11 protein-coding genes and 1 pseudogene are annotated in these 20,100 nt (G+C 50.6%); 2 read left to right on the forward strand and 10 right to left on the reverse strand.

The window, feature by feature from the left end:
* Positions 1-113: 113 nt before the first annotated feature.
* The 3 genes from ACFFK0_RS03720 to ACFFK0_RS03730 form a co-directional block, all read right to left on the reverse strand.
* A complete protein-coding gene (locus ACFFK0_RS03720; RefSeq protein ID WP_377468551.1) occupies positions 114-1,904 on the reverse strand; it encodes an ABC transporter ATP-binding protein in 1,791 nt (596 codons plus the stop codon).
* Positions 1,901-3,640 (reverse strand): ABC transporter ATP-binding protein, encoded by a 1,740-nt coding sequence (locus tag ACFFK0_RS03725; protein WP_377468566.1) that lies wholly within the window; start codon positions 3,638-3,640, stop codon positions 1,901-1,903. Before ACFFK0_RS03725 ends, ACFFK0_RS03720 begins: the two co-directional genes overlap by 4 nt.
* A 316-nt stretch (positions 3,641-3,956) precedes the next feature.
* Positions 3,957-4,688, reverse strand: a complete 732-nt coding sequence (locus ACFFK0_RS03730) for an MBL fold metallo-hydrolase (RefSeq protein WP_377468552.1) — start codon at positions 4,686-4,688, stop codon at positions 3,957-3,959.
* 130 nt (positions 4,689-4,818) lie between these two features.
* Between ACFFK0_RS03730 and ACFFK0_RS03735 the strand changes: the two genes are divergently transcribed.
* Positions 4,819-5,412: a TetR family transcriptional regulator C-terminal domain-containing protein gene (locus ACFFK0_RS03735; RefSeq protein ID WP_377468554.1), complete on the forward strand. Its 594-nt coding sequence runs from the start codon at positions 4,819-4,821 to the stop codon at positions 5,410-5,412.
* Between the two features lie 236 nt (positions 5,413-5,648).
* Here the strand turns inward: ACFFK0_RS03735 and ACFFK0_RS03740 are convergent, their stop codons facing one another.
* The 6 genes from ACFFK0_RS03740 to ACFFK0_RS03765 all read right to left on the reverse strand — a co-directional run bounded on the left by ACFFK0_RS03740 (position 5,649) and on the right by ACFFK0_RS03765 (position 16,903).
* Positions 5,649-7,247 (reverse strand): ATP-binding protein, encoded by a 1,599-nt coding sequence (locus tag ACFFK0_RS03740; protein WP_377468555.1) that lies wholly within the window; start codon positions 7,245-7,247, stop codon positions 5,649-5,651.
* 1 nt (position 7,248) lies between these two features.
* The gene (locus ACFFK0_RS03745) at positions 7,249-8,109 is read right to left on the reverse strand and encodes a CheR family methyltransferase (RefSeq protein ID WP_377468556.1); all 861 of its coding nucleotides are present in this window, start codon (positions 8,107-8,109) and stop codon (positions 7,249-7,251) included.
* A complete protein-coding gene (locus tag ACFFK0_RS03750; protein ID WP_377468557.1) occupies positions 8,109-10,853 on the reverse strand; it encodes a response regulator in 2,745 nt (914 codons plus the stop codon). The genes ACFFK0_RS03745 and ACFFK0_RS03750 overlap by 1 nt, the downstream gene beginning before the upstream one ends.
* A gap of 442 nt (positions 10,854-11,295) precedes the next feature.
* Positions 11,296-14,196 carry an S-layer homology domain-containing protein gene (locus ACFFK0_RS03755; protein WP_377468558.1) on the reverse strand — a complete coding sequence of 967 codons (2,901 nt, stop codon included), beginning with the start codon at positions 14,194-14,196 and terminating at the stop codon, positions 11,296-11,298.
* A gap of 325 nt (positions 14,197-14,521) precedes the next feature.
* On the reverse strand, positions 14,522-16,213 hold the full coding sequence (gene ilvD, locus ACFFK0_RS03760; RefSeq protein ID WP_377468559.1) for a dihydroxy-acid dehydratase: 1,692 nt from the start codon (positions 16,211-16,213) through the stop codon (positions 14,522-14,524).
* Positions 16,214-16,237: 24 nt separating this feature from the next.
* Positions 16,238-16,903, reverse strand: a complete 666-nt coding sequence (locus ACFFK0_RS03765; RefSeq protein ID WP_377468560.1) for a GntR family transcriptional regulator — start codon at positions 16,901-16,903, stop codon at positions 16,238-16,240.
* A 453-nt stretch (positions 16,904-17,356) separates the two neighbouring features.
* Between ACFFK0_RS03765 and csaA the strand changes: the two genes are divergently transcribed.
* Positions 17,357-17,686 carry a chaperone CsaA gene (gene csaA / locus ACFFK0_RS03770; RefSeq protein ID WP_377468561.1) on the forward strand — a complete coding sequence of 110 codons (330 nt, stop codon included), beginning with the start codon at positions 17,357-17,359 and terminating at the stop codon, positions 17,684-17,686.
* A gap of 385 nt (positions 17,687-18,071) precedes the next feature.
* Here the strand turns inward: csaA and ACFFK0_RS03775 are convergent.
* Positions 18,072-19,423 (reverse strand): annotated as a pseudogene (locus ACFFK0_RS03775) (IS4 family transposase).
* Between the last annotated feature and the right edge of the window lie 677 nt (positions 19,424-20,100).

The raw sequence follows: 20,100 nt of genomic DNA on the forward strand, positions 1-20,100 counted from the left end.
ATAAGCCACCGTCACTTTATGTTCTCGAAGAGGAAAAAAAGCCAAGGCCGATATCGCGCAGTGGCCGGCTTGGCTTTTTTGTTCATATAGTTTGGCGGGCGGAACGGTCAAGGTCAGCCTTCCTCGTCCTCGCCGTTCCACAGCTTGCGGAACGATGAGCTTCGGGAGAGCAGCTCCTCCGCCGTTCCTTCGGCTTCAATCCGTCCGTTATTCATCAGAATAATATGGTCGGCACGGGCGAGCGCCGCCTTCCGGTGTGACACGACGAGACATGTCGCATCGCCGCGGCTCTCGAACATCCGGTCCCACAGCTTCCGTTCCGTCTCCACATCGAGTGCGCTCGACAAATCGTCGAAAACGTACAGCTCCGCGTCCCTGACCAGCATTCTGGCGGCAGCCGTACGCTGGGCCTGTCCTCCCGACAGCTTGATGCCGCGCGGCCCGATGACCGTTTCAAGCCCTTCCTGCAAATGCGGCACATCGTCTTCGAGCACCGCCGAATGGATCGCTTTCTGCAGGTTGCCGTCCCGCTGCGGATAGCCGAGCAATATATTATCCTTCAGCTTGTCGCTGTACAGCCGTGGAATTTGCGCCGTATAGGCGCTTCGCGGCGGTACGAAGAAATCGCCCGGCTTGTCGACGAGCCTCCCGTTCCAGCGAATATTGCCTGCCTCTTTCGGCAGCAGTCCGAGCAAAGTCCTTATCAGCGTCGTTTTGCCCGAACCGATCGTGCCCGTGATGACTGTAAATGAGCCTCGGCGCAAAACCAGATCGATGCCCTCAATGCCTCGTCCGGATTCGGGATACCGGTACGTCAGCCCCGTCGCCTCAAGCCGCCCGAGCCGTTCGAAGGCTGGTCCTTCGCCATCTGCACCCGCGTCCGACTTATCGTCCGCAGACTTTGTATCCCTCTTATTCAAATACAGGGGATTGAAGGCCGTTAGCACTTGCGCGGGCGCACCCTGAAGCAAAGAGGTCAAACGGGCGAAGCCGACCGACATTTGTTTGAAGAACGTCATAAACTTCCCAACATTGGAGATAAGCTGTGTTACAAACGTCAAATAGTACACAAACAGTGAAAAGTCCCCAACCGTAAACGCTCCGGCTCGCATCTTGTAGCCGGCCAGCAGCAGTATGAGTCCGGTTCCGATGTTGACCGAATTCGTAAATACGGAATCGAGCGCCTCGCTCATCAGCCTATCCCGCACCATCGTCCGGCGGCGTTCCTCGCTCAGACGCGTAAACCGCTCGACGAGACGCTTTTCCGCCCTCGCGATCTGAATCGCTTGCACGTTGCCGAACATTTCGCTGATCGCGCCCGTTACTTTGGCCGTCGCCTCTCTACTGGCGGCACGGTATTTTTGCAAACGGGCCGTCGCCAGCTGGGCTGCCGTAACGACGACAATGAGCGGCACAAACACAAGCAAAGTCAGCATGGCGTCGATGCGGATCAGAATATAGCTGGAAACAACCGCAAACGCAATCATGCCAAACACGTCGACAGACCAGCTCGCCGCTTCCTCCGTTTGATCGACGTCGTCGCGGAAATGGCTGATCGCTTCGCCCGGCGACACCGGAATCGCTTTGGCCCCGGGCTCCTTCAGCACATGCTCAAGCATATTGCGGCGCAGCAGCATGCCGATTCGGAAGCGGGAATGTACGTCCGTGATGAAGCCGACGATAATAAGAGCAACCCGTCCCAATGACGCGGCGACAAACAGCGCGATGATGCCCCATATGCCGACGAGCGATGCGCCGGAGCCGGCCAGCTCGTCGAAGAACGCCTTCGTGAGCAAGCCCGGCACGATCGGGGCCATATGAATCATCGTCCACGCCAGCACGTTGATGAGATAAATGCCGAAGCGGTATCGGATTAGCCGGTACAGAAACGAATACGTGTTCATACCGGGACCTCCTCGAGACCGACGGCCAGCATCCTGTGAAACCGGGAACGAGGGTCGGCGGCAAGCTCCGCCCGATTTCCTTGCTCGATGACGACGCCGCCTTCCAGCATGACAATCCGATCCGCCCTTTGCACCGTAGCCAGTCTATGCGCGATCAAGATGCAGGTGCGGTCCTGCAGGAGCTTGTCGATCGCATGCTCAATATGCCTCTCGGTAATCGGATCGAGACGGGAGGACGCTTCGTCGAGAATGACCAGACCCGGATCGGTCAAAAATACGCGCGCGAAGGCGAGCAGCTGGGCTTCTCCGGCCGACAAGCCTCCGCCGCCCGATGCGAGCGGCGTATCGAGTCCCAGCGGAAGCGACGCATACCATGAATGGAGGCCGAGATCATCCAGCACCTCGATAATGCGCGAGTCCGGAATCGTCTCGTCGTACATCGTCAAGTTTTCGCGTACGGTGCCTTCCAGGATTTCAATGTTTTGCGTCACCAGCGCCACCTTCCTGCGCAAATCGTGCAGCTTCAGCTCGCGGATATCGATGCCGCCAATCTTCACCGCCCCGGCCTGCGGATCGTAGAAGCGGAGCAGCAGCCGGGCCAGCGTCGATTTGCCGCTTCCGGTACGTCCCAGCAGTCCGAGCGTTTGCCCGGGCTCCAGTAAGAACTGCAGGCTGCGGATCGTCGGAGAATCTTCCTCGTAGCCGAACGTTACGTCTTGGAACTCCACGGCCAGAGGCCCGTCCTGAATCGGAGCGCCGGGGCCGTCCGTGATTTTCGGCTTTATACTCAGCAATTCGCGAATGCGGGACAAGCTGGCGTCCGCCTTCTGAAGATCCTCCAGCTGGGTGCGGATTTTCTCAATGGGCTTGGCCAGCAGTTCCGTGTAATAAAAAATCAAGTATACGGTCCCGAACGAGATCGACTGCTGCTTCCACAAATACGCGCTGATCGCAAACGCGAGGGCGTTGCCCAGGGCGAAGACGATAATCGTCGTAATCCACATGGAGGCAAAACCGAGAAACGCTTTGGTCCGGAGCGGCAGCATACGGCGAATGAACGAATAAAACTTGTTCATGACGAAGCCCGCCGCACCGTTCGCCCGAGTATCCTCCGTCCCTTCCAGCTGCTCGCCGATAAAGCCGTAAAATTCCGCATTGGCCTGCCGCCATTTGGCCCAAACCGGCACGGCGAATTTGCGGATCCATTGAATGACGAACACGGCGAACAAGACGAAGACGGTCATGCCCGCCCCGACCAGCACGTTTTCTCTGTACAGCAGCACCAGAATCCCCAGCATAAGCAGGAAATTGCCGGCCAAATGGATCAGAAAGGATGAAAAAAAGTTGGAAAGCGAATTAACGTCGCCGTCCACCCGTTCGATGATCGATCCGGTCGTCTGTGTTTTGTGAAAAGACATATCGAGCGACAGGCAATGCTCGACCAAGTCGCTGCGCAGCCGGTTCGTCGTTTTCCAGCCCAAATTCTCGCTGAAATAGGCGGCCGCGATCGATACCCCCTGCTGTACGATAGAAAAGCCGATGAACAGGGCGGCTGCTATGTAAAGCGGTTTCATATCGCCGGCCGATTGCGCCGTATCGATGAAAAATCGGATGATCTGCGGATTGATCAGCTGCAGACCGATTGAGACGAACAGCAGCAGCGCGAGAAACGCCAACGTGCTTCTGTGAGGGAGCAGGTAGCGCTTCAGGATGGCTGAATACTGCTGTACATTCATGCTTGCCCGGTCGCGGTTCACACCGTTCCTCCTCGCTAGCGGTCGTAGTATCAAGTACTTTATCCGAAACCGCCGGTACCGTCAATCCCTCATTCCCATTTTATTGTAAAATGGCGAAGAGCCGTCCGCTTGTGTTCAAGCAGACGGCTCTACCGGGCTTAACAGCTCAGGACCGCCAAGCTTATTTTCCCGCTTCGGCCTCCTCTGCCTGTTTACACGCGAGTAACGACACCAAGACGTCATCATCAGACAGGCCGCTCGTTCAAGCAGCGCCTAGTTGATACTTCAACGAAAGCTGCCGTTTATTCGCGTTTGTCTATTCGTGCTTATAAGGCAAACCTTTCAGATACTCGGCATGGCGGCGAACCTCATTAGCCCCCAGCGGCCCCCCGTGACCTAAATAAAAGGTGCGGTGTCCGGACGAGATTAAACGCAGAAGCTCTTCAGCTACCCGATGCGGGTCGTCCTCGAAAGGCGGGCGAATAGCACGATGCTTCCTCATGATACCGCCGACCAGAATACCCGAGGCCAAGAGGTCCCCCACCATAGCATCTTTAGAATCCAGTTCAACCGAAATAGAACCCGAGGTATGACCGGGTGTATGGGTAACCGTACCGGGTACGCCGAAACGGCGCAAATCGATGTCCTGCGTTCCGGATACCAATAAATCCGGCGTAAATCCCTCATAAGGCTGAAGGATAAATCCCGTTTTGAAGAAGAGCCGGGCAAACGGTCCCGTCGGGCAGAACGTCATCTTCTCTTCCTGGCTGTAATGCTTGGCGTCGCCTTCGTGGGCGAGTATAGGAGCCCCCGTTAGTTCCCGCAATCTCGCTGCACTGCCGGCGTGGTCAACATGCGCATGAGTGATGATAATAAGCTTGATGTCCCGGAAGGTCAGCTTCTCTTTCGCCAGCGCCCTTCCGATTTTCTGTTCCGATCCCGGTATACCGGCATCGACCAAGACGCAGCCGTCCGGTCCAAGCAGCAAATGAGCATTTACCATGTGCATCGGAAGGATGGGAATTCGGATAATTTTCACTAAATTCATGTTAGAATCACTCCTCTAAAAAAATACCGAACGGTTCGGTTTTTTTATAGAGTAACAAATATTTCTCGATTCCGCCATAGCAATGGTAAAATAAAAAAATGATAGCATCGTTACGCGGAGGTCATCATTCATGCGCAAGGGCGAAAAAACACGCCAGCATATTATTGAAAAAGCAGCCGGGCTGTTTAATCAAAAAGGTTACGCCGGCTCTTCGATACAAGACATTATGGAGGTCACTGGATTAACCAAAGGCGGTGTGTATCGGACCTTTTCCGGGAAAGACGAGATCGCGCTCGAAGCGTTCGATTATGCCTCCCGGATTCTGATGGGGCATTTCTTGAATGCCGCCGAAAAGGCGGAAACGGCGGTAGACAAAATCATGGCGGTATGCGCGGTGTACGAAGATCCCGTAAACCATCCTCCGATCGAAGGAGGGTGCCCATTGCTTAACACGGCGGTAGAAGCGGATGACGGATATCTTCCGCTCCGAGAGAAGGCGGCAGCTGCGCATAGTCAATTCACAGCGTTTATTCAAGGCATATTGGATAAAGGAGTCTCCTCCGGGGAGCTTCTCCCGACTCTCCATACGGAAGCTCTCGCGTCATTCGTAGTTTCTTCCTTGGAAGGCAGCGTCATGGCAAGCCGATTAACCGGGGACAATAAGCACGCCGGGTTCGTCATTCACCAGATCAAGACCATCCTTTCCACATATCAAATAAAATAGGAAACAAGCCGCAAGCGGCGTTGCGCTGTTATGCGGGTACGTAAAGAAAGCTCCCTTGGCTCTTGCGAGGCCGGGAGCTTTCCAAGTTCGGGGATACCGAATTTATTGTTCTACCGTTCAAGAAATCGCTGTGCGTTTCCCGGTTCGCGAGCTTGCAGCCATCCGACAATATAAGATTCGCCGACGATGACAGGCTATCTACATTTGAGTTTTAGCCGATATCTTTTTTCAACGGGTTATACGTTGTCGTGCCCCCCTACTTTCACAGGAAACCGAACCAGAAAGGTTGTGCCCTTATCGCTGCTCTTGACCTCGATTCGCGCCTGGTGTCTAGCCGCGATACTGTAACATACGGCAAGACCAAGGCCGGTACCTTTGTCCTTAGTGGTGAAGAATGGTGTCCCTAGCTTCGCCATATGCTCTTTGCTGATGCCGGACCCCTGGTCGGCAATTTCCAATATCGTATATTCCTCTATAGAGTAAGTGCGAATCGATAGCTCGCCTCCCTCCGTCATCGCATCTAACCCATTCATGGACAGATTCAGGATCAGCTGGCGAATTTCTTTCTCATCCAATAGAAGCGTGCCGGTATCGCTGCAATCCTCCCGCACGATTTTCCCTGACATGACGCCCTCTGCTTGAATTAACGGAATCAACGATTGAACGATGTGCCCTAAATGATGATGGCTCCGGTTCGTTGTTTTGTTTTTGCCGAGTGACAAAAATTCCGAAATGATGCCGTTGGCGCGATCCAGCTCCGTTAGCATAATGTCGATATATTCCTGCTGTAAATTCCGGCCGGTTTCCTTGGAGAGCTGAAGAAAGCCGCGGATCGTGGTCATCGGATTGCGGATTTCGTGGGCAATGCCCGCAGCCATTTCGCCGATCAGGTTTAGCTTGCCGAGCCGCGCCATCTCGCTCTCATAGCGTTCTTTGTCCGTAATATCAAGGCCCACTTGCAGCGAACAGAGCTCGTTGTTGATCTCGATCACTTCGTTCGATACTAAACAATAGCGAATTTCGCCCTGCTTCGTCACATATTTGACCTTCACGTTATAGAACGATTGATGAAGATCATACGATTCGCCTTCATTCAGGCAGGGAGCCGCTTGCAGAATGCCTGAATCCGTACCGATCATTTCATCGCCATATCCCGTATATTGCTTGAAGCTTTCATTCACGTCCAAGCATGCCATGTCGCTTAACCGGCGAATGATCATTAAACAAGGGCTCGCGGTGAACATCTTCTCGAACCTTTCTTGCGACAAGCGCAAGCTTTCATTCGCCTCCCGAAGCTCCTTCGTCCGCTCCTGCACTTTGATTTCCAGATGATCATACTGCGATTTAATAAGCGCCTCCGCACTCTTCAATTTACGATTGATGTCTTCCAGCTGGGCGGCCCTTCTCTGCAGCAGCTCACCCTGCTGTATAAGGCGCTGACGGTACTGATGAAGCTTAACAAAAGCGTCCACCTTGAGCTTCAAAAGCTCCGGGTGGATCGGTTTGGATATGTAGTCGATGGAGCCAACCGAGTACCCTTGAAGGACATGCTCCATAGAAGTACTGATAGCCGTCAGGAAAATAATCGGGATCTCGCGGCAATGCTCCCTTTGCTTGATCAGCTTCACTGTCTCGAAGCCGTTCAACCCGGGCATTTGAACATCCATCAAGATTACGGCCAAGTCGCTGATATCTTCTTTCAGCAAATAGCGAAGCGCGTCCTCGCCCGAATGCTTGGGAATGAATTGATAGGGAAGGTCGCTCAGAACCCCTTCCAGCGCCAGCAGATTCTCAGGCCTATCGTCCACGCCAAGAATGGTGATGCGATTATCCATGTTACCGCACCTCTCTCCTCGCCAATCGGCTTCGATATATTTTTTCTTCGATGTCCACGACGTCAAAGGCATCTTTCCGAAAGCGTACCGGTATCCCTTCTTTGCGGCCTAGCGCGAGAAACCCGTTCTTAGCCATGCTGGAACCGATCAGACCAAGAACACGCGTTTGCATTTCTTCGTTAAAATAAATAAGAACGTTCCGGCAAACAATCAGGTGAAATTCATTAAACGAATGATCCGTTACTAAATTGTGCTGCGAGAATACGAGATTCTCCGACAGGAAAGGGTGCAATACCGCCTCATCGCCTCTGACCGAATAATATTCGGAGAATGCCCTCTTCCCCCCGGAAGCCAAGTAGTTCTTGGTGTTTTGCTGCATTTTCAGGAGAGGAACACGGCCGGCGGCGGCTTGCTCCACCACTTTCCGGTTCATATCGGTTCCATAAATTGTCGTATGGGGATAAAAGCCTTCTTCATGTAGAGCGATCGCAACCGAATACGCTTCTTCTCCCGTCGAGCACCCGGCGCACCAGATCCTGATCGCAGGCAGAGCCGCTAGAGCCGGAAACACCTTATTCCGGAGCGCAGCAAAAAACGTCGGATCACGGAACATCTCGGTTACATTGATCGAGAAATCCATGAACAACCTGTTCATCGTTTCGGGATCATGCAGCACTTTCTCCTGCAAGCCGGACACGGAATGCAGCCTTTCTGCGCTAATGCGATGCCATATTCTCCTGCGTATCGAAGAGTACTTGTAGTTGCGGAAATCATGGCCGTAATACCGGTAAATCGCCTCCAAAAGCAAGGAAATCTCGATTTTCTCCAGCTCTTCCTTATCGAGCCTTCGCAAGTCGTTCATCAGCTTCGCCGCCCTTGCGGATGCAGCCACACCCGAAGCAGTGACAGCAGCTGTTCGACTTGAGTCGGCTTGCTTATATAATCGTTAGCCCCAGCCTCGATGCACTTCTCCCTGTCATGCTTCATGGCCTTCGCTGTCAAGGCGATGACCGGGATATCTTTATGAACTGAAGCTCCTTCACGAATCGCCCGAATCGTCTCGTAGCCGTCCATCTTCGGCATCATCATGTCCATCAGCACCAGATCCGTGTCCGAATGGCGCTCCAACATGTCCAAGCATTCCAAACCGTTCTCTGCAAAAATCACCGTCATGCCATACTCCTCCAGCACACCGGTAAGCGCAAAAATGTTACGCATATCGTCGTCCACCAGCAAAATTTTTCTGCCGGCCAGCCGGGAATTTTTCTTATTTTCCTCTTCATGCTTGTCGGCCGTCTCGGTATTCCTTGCTTCCAGCATAATCTGGTTTGCTGGAGCGGCGGCTTCCGGATCTCTCAAGTCGTCCGATATCGGATGAGAGGTCAGATGCATAGGAATGGTGAGAATGAATATACTCCCTTTCCCCACCTCACTAGTCAAGGCAATTCGTCCGCCTAACAAAGCGGCGAGCTCTTTGCTGATCGACAGGCCCAGCCCCGTTCCGCCATACTTGCGGCTCGTTGTGCCGTCGGCTTGGCGGAACGATTCGAAAATCATACTGTGCTTGTCTTGCGGAATTCCAATCCCCGTATCGCTAACCTCGATGTTCAAGCAGGCGGCCTGGCCATCGGCGCCGGCTGAAGAACAACGGAAGGCCAGCTTGACGCTTCCTTTCTCCGTAAACTTGTACGCGTTGGAAAGCAGGTTATGAAGGATTTGCCGAAGCTTATAAATATCGGTATGGATCTCTTCGGTTTCAATATCGCCATCATACTCGATGCGGAAGTCGAGACCCTTCTGCAGTGCTACCGGCTGAAATTGCTCTCGCACGCCGGCTCCGAGTTCCTTCAACGTAATAGTTTCGCAGACGACTTGCATTTTGCCGGATTCAATCTTGGATAAGTCCAGAATTTCATTAATTAACTGCAGCAGGTCATGGCCTGAAGCATGGATCGTCTTCAAATATTCAATTTGCTTGGGCTTTAAATTCCCGTCTTTGTTCTCGCAGAGATGTTGAGCGAGCAGCAGCAAGCTATTCAGCGGCGTTCTCAGCTCATGAGACACATTCGCCAAAAATTCCGTCTTGTATTGGGAATGCAGTAACACTTGCTGATGCTGCTCTTCCAGCTCCAGCCTCAAGCTTTCCAGCTCCTTATTGCGCCGTTCGGAGTTCTTATACTGCTCCTCCAGCTGTTCGTTGAGCGTCCTTAACTCTTCTTGCTGCAGCTGCAGCTCCTCCGATTGGGTCTGAAGCTCCTCAGCGAACGATTGGGTCTCCTTAAACAGTCGTTGAACCTCCTGATAAGATAGCGCGCCATTCAGAGCTACGCCCAGATTCACGACCGTTTCCTCCAGAAGAGCATATGCCGCCGGCGATATATGTTCGAAGAAAGCGAACTCGAGTACCGCAATAGCATGATCTTCGTAGGGAACAGGCATGATGAGCAAATGTGCCGGCGATGCATGGCCGAGTCCGGAACGGATGCGTATGTAACCTTCCGGGACTTGATCCATACGAATCGGCCGATTTTCAGCACCGCATTGGGCCGCCAAGCCTTCGGCTCGAAGCGAAGTATCGTCGGGCTGAAGCTCCGAAGCTGGACCGCCGTAGACCGCTGTTCTCTGAAACACAGGCTTGTGCCTGTCCTGCGATGAACGGACATAGCATACGGCATAGCCCGCTCCTATTAGCGGTGCTGCCTGGTTCAGGAACTGCTGGGCAAGCGGCTGCAGCTCCTGGACGCCTTGCAGCAGATCGGACAATTCCGCAAGCTTGGCCTGATGAGAAGCCCGTTCTTCGAGAGCCAGCTGATAGTCCTTTTCCTTCTGAGCCTGATGCTCCAGCTTCTCCGCCATATCGTTGAAGGCGACGGCGATCGCGCCAATTTCGTCATTTGAAGTGACCGGAATACGCGGAATGGAGCTGTTCCCCAGCGACACTTGCGCCATACTGGAGGAAACCCGTTTGAGTCTTCCGGTTACGCTTAAGAAAACCCACACCACAATCGCAACCGCAGCGATCAGTAATATAGCAATTAACAGAATGGATATGTTCAGCGTACTGCGATAAATCTCCAAAGTGGAGCTTAGCGCTTGCTCCATTTCGAAATCGTAAAGGCTGTTAAACTCGGCGAGCGATGCGAATAACGCTTTTCGCTTTGGTTCGGTATCGGAGTAAAAAACGGCAACCGCACCATTGCGATCCCCTTTCTGCAATAGAGCTCCGATCGTCTCCAAGGCTTTTGCATACTCGCCATATTCATTACCGAGCCTCGTCATTAATACGGCATTGTTCGTTCGAGAGGCCAAGCTTTGCAGCTTCCCCCATGCCTCGCCGATCTTCGCATTGCTCTCGGTTATAGCTTTCACGTGGGCATCCAATTGTTCATTGTCCGTATCCAGAAGGGCATTACTGAGCTCGATTGTCATGTGGTTTACCTCGCCGCGAATCGCTACGGCAAGCTTAACCCCCGCGTATTTCTCATTCACAATCAAGTTCATATTGAACTTGAACGTATTCAATATGGAAAATCCGCATACCGTAACGACCAGTAAGGAAAGCAGGACAAATCCAAACCCTAACATCAGCTTCGTACGAAATTTCATAAGACGGCATACCTCCATGATGTCATTGTAGACCAAGCTAACGGTATAGATTTGTGACTTATCCTTGATTATTGCCCGGGATGGTCAGCTCTCTAAGCTATGACACCCTTACCTGCATCCCGGGGTTGGTTAAGGCTGTATATGTAAATAAGGCTGCGATTTCATCGGCAGCCCGTGCTTTGTACATATTCAGCCATTATGTGATTTGGGTATATGGGGAACCAGTGCGAGAGGATCAGTAACCGGCAGTTCAGGCGCAAAATAAGGTTGTATCGAACGCATCTTCATGTCGTACTCTTAGCCCCTAGCCATATTAGTACCACAATATTGTAACCTTGGCTTCAATTCGCAGTCAATCTTTAGTTATGGATGTCGGTGTGGATACAATAAGAAAGAGGATGCTCGCTACGGAACATCCTCTTCCTATTTGTCATAATAAAGTTTACTTCAAGGAGTCCAACAGCGTCTTAATCTGAGTGTTGAGGTTAAGAACGTTTAAGATGATCGTTAAGGCTTCAGCTCGGGTCGAGTCAGCTTTCGGATCAAAGTTGCCGTCATCCTTACCGCTGATGATTCCGGCTTGAGCCGCTTGTTGAATCGCATCGGAAGCATAGGAATCATGAAGGTCTGCAAAGTTCCCCTTCGTCGCATCTTTCGCTACATTGTTCATGTTGACGATACGAGACAGGATCAACACCATTTCTTCACGGGAGATCGTTCTATCGGGTTGGAAAGTACCGTCACCATAACCGCCGATCACGCCTGCGGAAGCGAATTGCTCGATAGCGTCATGCGCCCAATGGCTGCCGACGTCATTCAACTGTACTTGTTTCGTACCGCTGACCGTGAAGATTCGGGACAGGATCGATACGAACTCAGCGCGAGTAATTTCCTGGTTTGGCTTAGCTGTACCGTCCTCATAACCCTTGATTACTCCCAGTTTCACGAAAGTATCGACAGTCTTTTCTGCCCAATGCCCTTTAGTGTCCGAAGGGGCAATTGTCGATGCCGTATTTTTCGCTGCATTAATAAGCGTCTCGACTGAATGAACTACGTTGGTATCCGTTTTGACGACACTGGACTGGAAGATGTCAGGTTCAGGGTTCGCCCCAGACTTCGGTTCAGTCTGAGTCGGAGCAGAAGATATTGTAGTGGAAGAAGAGCCGCCACTGGAGCCGCCCCCCAATCCGCCGGATGAACTATCGTCGTCAGGCGCGACTACCGTAACTGGAATGTGCAGCGTTTGCCCGCCGTAAACAGCGTTAATCACCGTGGAACCTGCGGCCACACCCGAAATGACAGCAGTATGAATCCCCGCAACAACCTCTACCCCAACTGTAGCGACTGCAGTATTATCGGAAGTCCAATTGATATATACAGAATCAATAACAGCAGTCGAGTGGTCGCTGTACGTTGCCGTAATGACCGAAGGTGTTCTCGTTCCTGCCGTGATGGTGACCGGGTTGTTCGATGCCGTAAGCGCCGTAGGAGCTTGAGTTGCCGTGACTTCGATCGGCGGCGAAGCGATACCGTCATATGAAGCCGAGATCTTCGTATGACCTGCGGCAAGCACAGTAAGAACACCATTAGCATCAACAGCAGCCACGTTGGTGTCACTCGACGACCAAGAAACGGCAGATGGAGCAATCGGATTCGTAAGCTGACCTTCATAGTGACCCGTAGCCGTAAGGCTGTAGGTTTGACCCACAGTCACCGGGAAATCGCCTTGATCGATAGCTACGCTTTCCAACGCAGGCTGAGCTTGCGTTTGAACCGTCAGGTTAAACGTCTTGGTATCCTTCACACCATTCTTTGTGAGGTTAGCCTTCAGCGTTACATGCGCTTCCCCGGCGAAGAATACAGGCGGGCGGACAACGCCGTTATTTTCTACAACCGATGTGTCGGAGGATTCCCACGAGATGTTTACCCCATTAACCGGATCGAAAACAGGCAGCGTCATGTTGTCGTATACCGTGTCTTCATCCTCACCTTGTGCATATTGCGGTTTCAAGGATATTTTTGTATTTGCAACAGCTTGAACGTCCGGATTGACAACCTTCAAAATCTTTGCCATTGAAGTGGAACTTAAATGAGTCGGGTCTCCTTCGTAAACCGCCGTGATGGAGTGGTCTCCGGCAGCCAAATTGGAAACGGTCATCGAAGTGAAATAATTATTCGTCTCCAGAGCTTTGGTACCAAGTAAGTTCGCTCCGTCATAGAAGGCAACATTACCGGTGACGTTAGGATCTCCCGGTGCAATAGTAGGCACTTCAGCTCTAAGGGTAACCGTCTCGCCTTCGTTTGCAGCGCTTGGGGTTATCGTTAGTTGCGTTACGGTTCTATCCTTACCCGTAGTGAGAGTTTTTGTCAATGAAGTTGACGAGTAATTCGCGTCCCCGCTGTAAGAGAAAACAAACGTGTGCTCACCGACGGTTAAACCTGACGTTGCAAAATCTGCAATGCCTCCAGACACGGTCTTCGTCTGAGGTGCACCATTATCAACGGTAAGCGTAGCCGTACCCGTTGGAGAATCGCCCATCAGTGGATTATTAGAGATTAAAATCAATGTTGTGTACACCGTTTGGGCGTAATACGAAGTGTCTGGCAAGTTTGTTGAAGCGGTAACCGTTTCGGTTGTTTGTGTAACATCATGACCGGCGTAAGACGATTGCGCAAAGAAGTCCGAAGCGTTTGCCCCGCCGATATCGATTCTCGATGCTTGACCTGTTACTTCGGAAGTCAGCGTGAACTCGCTGCGGCCCTTCGCCTCGGCTGTTACGTTAACATTGGATCCGGCTAAGACAGAGTTCACATCCGACACGAATGTAGCCATGTCTGTTTCGTTCGCAGTGAGGGCTATCGTTGCCGTATCCACACCGTCACCGACGGTAAATATCTTGTTCTTGATCGCCGCATCTTGTCCGGCAGATTCGGCAATAGGGAACAGCTCATTACCGTTAGTACCGCCAACAATTAACCTTGCACTGGACCCCACAGCGACTGTAGATAGACTAAAATTGCCATCGTCGCCGACTTCTGCTGCAATCGGCTTAGACAGCCTTGTTAACTGCTCGTTCAAATGATCGGCCACTTCATTCATGCTTCCATAGTCCCGATTTAAGTAGATCGATGCACTCGACACCCCGTCAAGGCTAACAGTGAACTCCTTTGGGTCATTGGAAAAAGACAAAGTAGGATTGATGTACCCCAAATAGAAACTGTACAAACTTGCGGCTTTAGCAGGTTGGTTGGTAAAATTTAAATCTTTGATGACTTGACTAATAGCAAATGCAGGTGCTGCGGGGGCTGCAGATGCAGAGCCTGCAAATGCGGAAACTGCCATCGATGTTGCTAAAACCCCTGTAACGATCCGTTTCTGGTTCCTGTTGATCTTACTTTTCTGAGATGCCCGGCTACTTAACATGAAGCGACCTACCTTTCCGTGATGTACATTATGTATAGCCCTCGCATCGTCCGAAAGTTGATGCATAACTCATACTGGATAAACATAGAAGCCCAGTACAATAACGTATCGGAAGATTAGTGTTAATAGTGTAGTGTTATTATTTGACAAAACAAAAGTTGAAAACAGCGACGGCCAAGGACGAGAAAAGTCCTAGACTGTCGCTGTTGCATTGAACTAGAGTTTCGTACTGCAACTCCATTTATTATTCGAATAGATCCGTAACCGCTCCCTTGGCTGAGGAAGAAACCAATCGTGCGTACTTCGACAAAACTCCAGATTTATATTTTAAAGGAGGAGCATTCCATATTTTTTCTCTTCTCAAGAGCTCTTCCGGTGAAACGGCAAAAGAAAGTTCTTGACTGTCACTGTCGATGGTCACGATATCACCTTCTTGTAACAGGGCAATCGGCCCTCCGACCTGTGCCTCCGGCGCAATATGTCCGACAACAAATCCATGTGAGCCGCCCGAAAAGCGACCGTCTGTAAGCAGCGCTACCTTGCCGCCCAATCCCTTGCCGACTATCATAGCCGTGACGGATAGCATTTCCGGCATCCCTGGGCCGCCCTTCGGTCCGCAGTACCGAATGACAAGCACATCGCCTTCCCGAATCTCGTCACGCAAAATCGCATCCGTTGCGGCCTCTTCACTGTCATAAACTCGTGCAGGCCCGGTAAACCGAGACTTCTTCATGCCCGACATTTTGGCAATCGCTCCTTCAGGCGCCAGATTGCCCCGAAGAACGACCAGCGGACCCGTCGGCTTGAGCGGTTGATCGAGCGGACGAATGATCGTCTGCTCCGGATGCAGCGGTTCCGCCGCGGCCAAATTCTCGGCCAGTGTTAGGCCGGTCACTGTTAAACAATCGCCGTGAAGATATCCTTGTTCAAGCAGCATTTTCATCACGCCCGGCACGCCTCCTACGTCGTTCAGGTCTTGCATGGCGTGCGTTCCGCTCGGCTTCAGGTCGGCAAGATGCGGTACGTTCATTCGGACACGCTCGAAATCGTCGTAAGAAAGATCGACACCGACCGAATGCGCAATGGCCATCAAATGGAGAAAAGCATTCGTGGAGCCGCCAAGCGCCATCACGACCGTAATGGCGTTCTCGAACGCCTGTTTCGTCATGATATCGCGCGGATAGATCCCCTTCTCCAACAATGCAAGCACCCGTTCGCCGGCTTGCGCGCATTCTTCTTCTTTCTGTTTCGATATGGCAGGTGTTGAAGAGGAGCCGGGAAGGCTCATTCCCATCGCTTCCGCGGCCGCTGCCATTGTGTTTGCAGTGTACATGCCTCCGCACGCGCCCGGTCCTGGACAGGCACTGCATTCCACCTTGTGAAGCTGATCTTCCGTGATACGCCCATCGTGAAATTGACCGACCGCTTCAAACGCGCTGACGATATCCACCTGTTTCCCGTCCAGATAACCCGGTTGGATCGTTCCGCCGTAAACATATACAGCAGGAAGGTTCATACGGCCAATGGCCATTAGACATGCCGGCGTATTTTTGTCGCATCCGCCGATTGCCACCAGCCCATCAAACCGCTCCGCGTTGGTAACGATCTCGATAGAATCCGCAATGACCTCCCGGCTTGGCAGCGAGAACGACATTCCAGCATGGCCCATCGATATGCCATCCGATACTGTGATCGTGTTGAAAATAAGCGGCGCTCCGCCGGCGGCGCGTACGCCTTGCTTGGCTTCCAAGGCAAGCCGGTCAATGTGCATGTTGCAGGGGGTTACTTCGCTCCACGTGCTCGCAACGCCAATCATCGGTTTTTTAAAATCCTCATCCTTGAATCCCACTGCACGCAGCATTGCCCGGTTGGGAGCCCGGTTTATACCTTCACTGATCACATGACTGCGGATTCGCAAGTCTTTTTTGTCTGCCATCGCGTTTCATCCTCCCCGGATAGGTTAGAGCATTGCATAAAGTTCGTTCATCGGCCGGATTAAGTTTCGTTTCATCATAGCACCAGCCGCCTCACCGTCCCGCTTTTCCAACGCGGCAATGATGGCGGAATGTTCTTCCACGGATGTGCGGGTCCCGGCGACCGGCTGCCGTAGGAATACATATTTAAACCGTCTGATATGGACCTGCAGGGAAGAACTGAATGAAGCGATATAGGGGTTGTCAGAAACTTCGATAATCAGGCCGTGGAACTGTTCGTCGAGTTCCATGGCACGATAAGGCTGTCCGCCCTCAATCGCTTCGCCAAACTGGGCATTAAGCGACGATAAGAGTTCCAGCTGGCTCGTCGTTATAAATGACGCGGCCGTCTCGGCAGCCAGGGAATGCAAGGCAGCTAAAGTGGAATAGAGATGCAGAATGTCATCTTTTTCGATGAGGGTGACTCGGGTTTCTTTGCCGGGATGCATCGTAACAAGACCCTGAATCTCCAATAGCTGTAATGCTTCCCGAATCGGCGTTCGGCTGACCGCCAGCGTTTCCGCCAGCTCGGCATCAATGAGCTTCTCGCCCGGTTCAAGCGTACCCTCAATGATCCAGCGTTGAATTTGTGTAAGCGCACGTTCCTTTGCGGTCAAACGGGCAGGTGAATTGAAATTTTTAGGGATTGGCATCCATCGTCATTCCTTATCATTTTCTATGTATGCAATATATCGCATTCCGCATGCAGTATGCAAGGTTTTTTTGTCATTGTCCTTATCTTAATGAAGCATTGTCTAGCGCTATCGAAAAAGTGTGCCTCTTACTGTGCAATCTTAAAGCAATTTATTCTGTCGTCCAAGCATAAACAAAAAATAACTCCAGATGTGATTAGTAGGGGAAATGGTCCAAGTGAAAAGAGTACGAGAGCGGGGCATGTCAAATATGAGGAGCAGACTTACCGGAAGAATTGTTAATCTGTCCAGCGGATCAGGTTCCTTATCCTTGAATTCAGACCCATCGTCAAATTGATGCTTTTCATGGTAATGCTGTTGGCATTGAAGGTCTTGGTAACTGCTTCAGAAAAATGGTAAAATAGTTATTATTTCAAACAATTCGGGATGAACGGTTGAAAACGGGGGATCGTTGTGGCAACAATTGATGATTTTTTGAAGTTGGACATTCGGATCGGTACTGTAATAACAGCAGAACCGTTTCCGGAAGCTCGAAAACCTGCATTAAAGCTAGAGATTGATTTTGGCGAGATGGGCATCAAACGCTCTTCCGCTCAAATTACGAGAAGGTATGAGCCTCAGCAGCTTATCGGCCGTCAGGTGGCTGCAGTCATAAACTTTCCCGTTCGGCGAATCGCTGGTTTTGAATCAGAAGTATTGGTAATCGGAGGTGTGCCGGAAGAAGGCGATGTCGTGCTTTTAAAACCGGATGAACCCTTGAAAAATGGAACGCCGATTGCCTGATCGGCTCTGTATCGCATGCCTCTGCATTTACTTTGCCCGGGCTTTTATATTGCGATTATATGACGATTCTTCTTAACCTAATTTGGTTCTCTCATAGTCTTTACTCCGACTGGCCGTTAGCTTAACGCAACCACCCCAGTTTACAACTTAATTTTCTCGATATACCGAAATAAAAATGGCCTCGGATAAAAATCATCCCGAGGCCTGCATTGATTCCACACATTTTTAACTGGTGTTAGGTGTAAAAGATCTCTTGAACCAATCTTGTTGATTTTATTGGGTTTGCCGCGGCACATGATAAACACAAAAAATAAAATGTCATGAACCACCAGAAATTACCATGAAAAGAATATTGTGAACCACTCTGCTAACTGCTATTACTAACTCAACTTTCGCAGCTTAGTTTCCCAAACAAACCCTTGATGTAGTTAGGTAAACCAGCCATCCATTCCTGCACTTGACTCAAGATGGTAGACTGTTTTCGTTTTGGCTTCGACTAATTCTACAAAGAATGAAATGAGTTGTTGCAAGGCCAGTTTCAAATCTATGTCACGGACCTCGTCCGAAAATAGGAAGAACAAACCGCCAAGCGAGCGCTGGTCATTCTCCTGACGACGCTCCCACTCCATGACTAAATAGCGGGTAAACACAATAGTGGTATGGCTTATGAGCATGTCGAAGGAACGCCCCTGAAATTCAGATCCAAGCTTTAGGAACGACTTGGTGAATTTGAAAAAGGTTTCGATGCTCCAGCGCATTCCGTAAATTCGGACGATTTCCTGATCGTCTAAATCGAGATCAGTGCTAAGGATAACCAGCCACTCCCGACGTTTGTTTCGGTTTTGTACGAATACCAGCTTAATTGGCAATCCGCAAGCCGTATGAACCAATACCGAGCCCAGGATATCTGCTTTTTTGGATTTGGGTAAGGAGGCATACAATTCCTTCAGAGACAATCGTTTGTCGCCAAGGAAGTAGCGCTGCTTCATGTCCTTGATCATTCCAATCACATGCAGTCCCCGGGTCATCAGATCTTTTAATAACGGAACTTGCGTAAACCAACTATCCATCAGCACGAAATCAGCCGAAAATCCGGCTTTTAACGCATCGTCCAACAAAGAGACCACCGCATCGGGTTTGCGAGTCAGCGCTTCGGTCCGGCGCTTGTAACCCTGTGAACGCTTAAAGAGATGATCTTGCATTTCGCAAAAGCGGTTTGCCAGTTTGGCGGAGCTTAGCATGACAAAATCGATCGGCGCAAAACTGAATCCATCCGACCAGCCAAGCGTCAACATCGTATATCCGCGAACGAAGCGACCGGTCGTATGATCATGGACCCGGGCGAGTAGTTCAGCCTTCTTACTGCGATTACGGTTAATAACGGAATCATCGATGATAAACGCTTTAATGCGTGAGGATGAAGTGAGCGATTCAAAATGGCTGACCATCTTCAAACTGAGTGCATGCAGAAATCGCCGCCAAGCAAATCGAGAGTGATTCAGAAAACGATAGACTACGTCTTTTCCCGGCAAGGAGGATCTTCGTTCTCCTTCCAAAAGACGAAACCAGTTTCGACCCTGGAAAACTAGAGAGAAGATCAGTTGAAAGACCGCTAAACTAGACATTCCAAAGGATTTTTTGATGCCAGCTTTACGAAGAATCTGTCCAATACTAAGTCGAAAATAAGTCAGAAATGCGTTCTTTATCCTTCTCAGACAGCGGATTGTGGTGTAACATAGGAAGTACAACACCTTTCTTTGTTTGGGATGGTTGCTAGTCACTTCCATTTTACCAAACAAGTGAGGTGTTTTTCTGTCAAGAACGATCATTTTGCGGAGGCATTGCCTGTTACATCAAGGGTTTGTTCGAAATTTCAAGCTGCGAATGTTGAGTTACTAATTTATTCGATGAGCCCGCTATCCCAATCAGATTTATCTTCAACTATAACATTGTTTAATCCTGTCATTAACATTTCTTCACCACTTTGGTTCTGTAGGAAGAAAATATATTCATTTTTTCCTTGAAGCCTTCACAAAAGGCCTCAAACCCACCAGTATTTTTATCAGTAATTCCAGAAATCATATACTCCACTCAAAGAAAAATCATTTGTCATTTCAAGTCCCAAGCTTTTTATAGAAACAGGACTATTGCTTAAATAATTAAAAAACATATATAGGGCTACTGTATCTTGATACTCAAGACCTGAGGAATTGTGCCCCTCCGGTATACAGAGGACCAAAATATGAATGATCCACTACAACAACCCCTTATCTGATTTCTTAAAATACTATTTGTGTTTGCTTTTGCACGACAGGGTTTACTGTTGGTCATGAAATATAAGAAAGGACCTTTCAAATTATACCTTTGAGATACGATACATTTCTTATAAACGTTTTCTTACAGATCCCGGTAAT

Origin of the sequence: Paenibacillus chartarius (genome assembly GCF_042432825.1) — a bacterium.
Classification (GTDB): Bacteria; Bacillota; Bacilli; order Paenibacillales; family NBRC-103111; genus Gordoniibacillus; species Gordoniibacillus chartarius.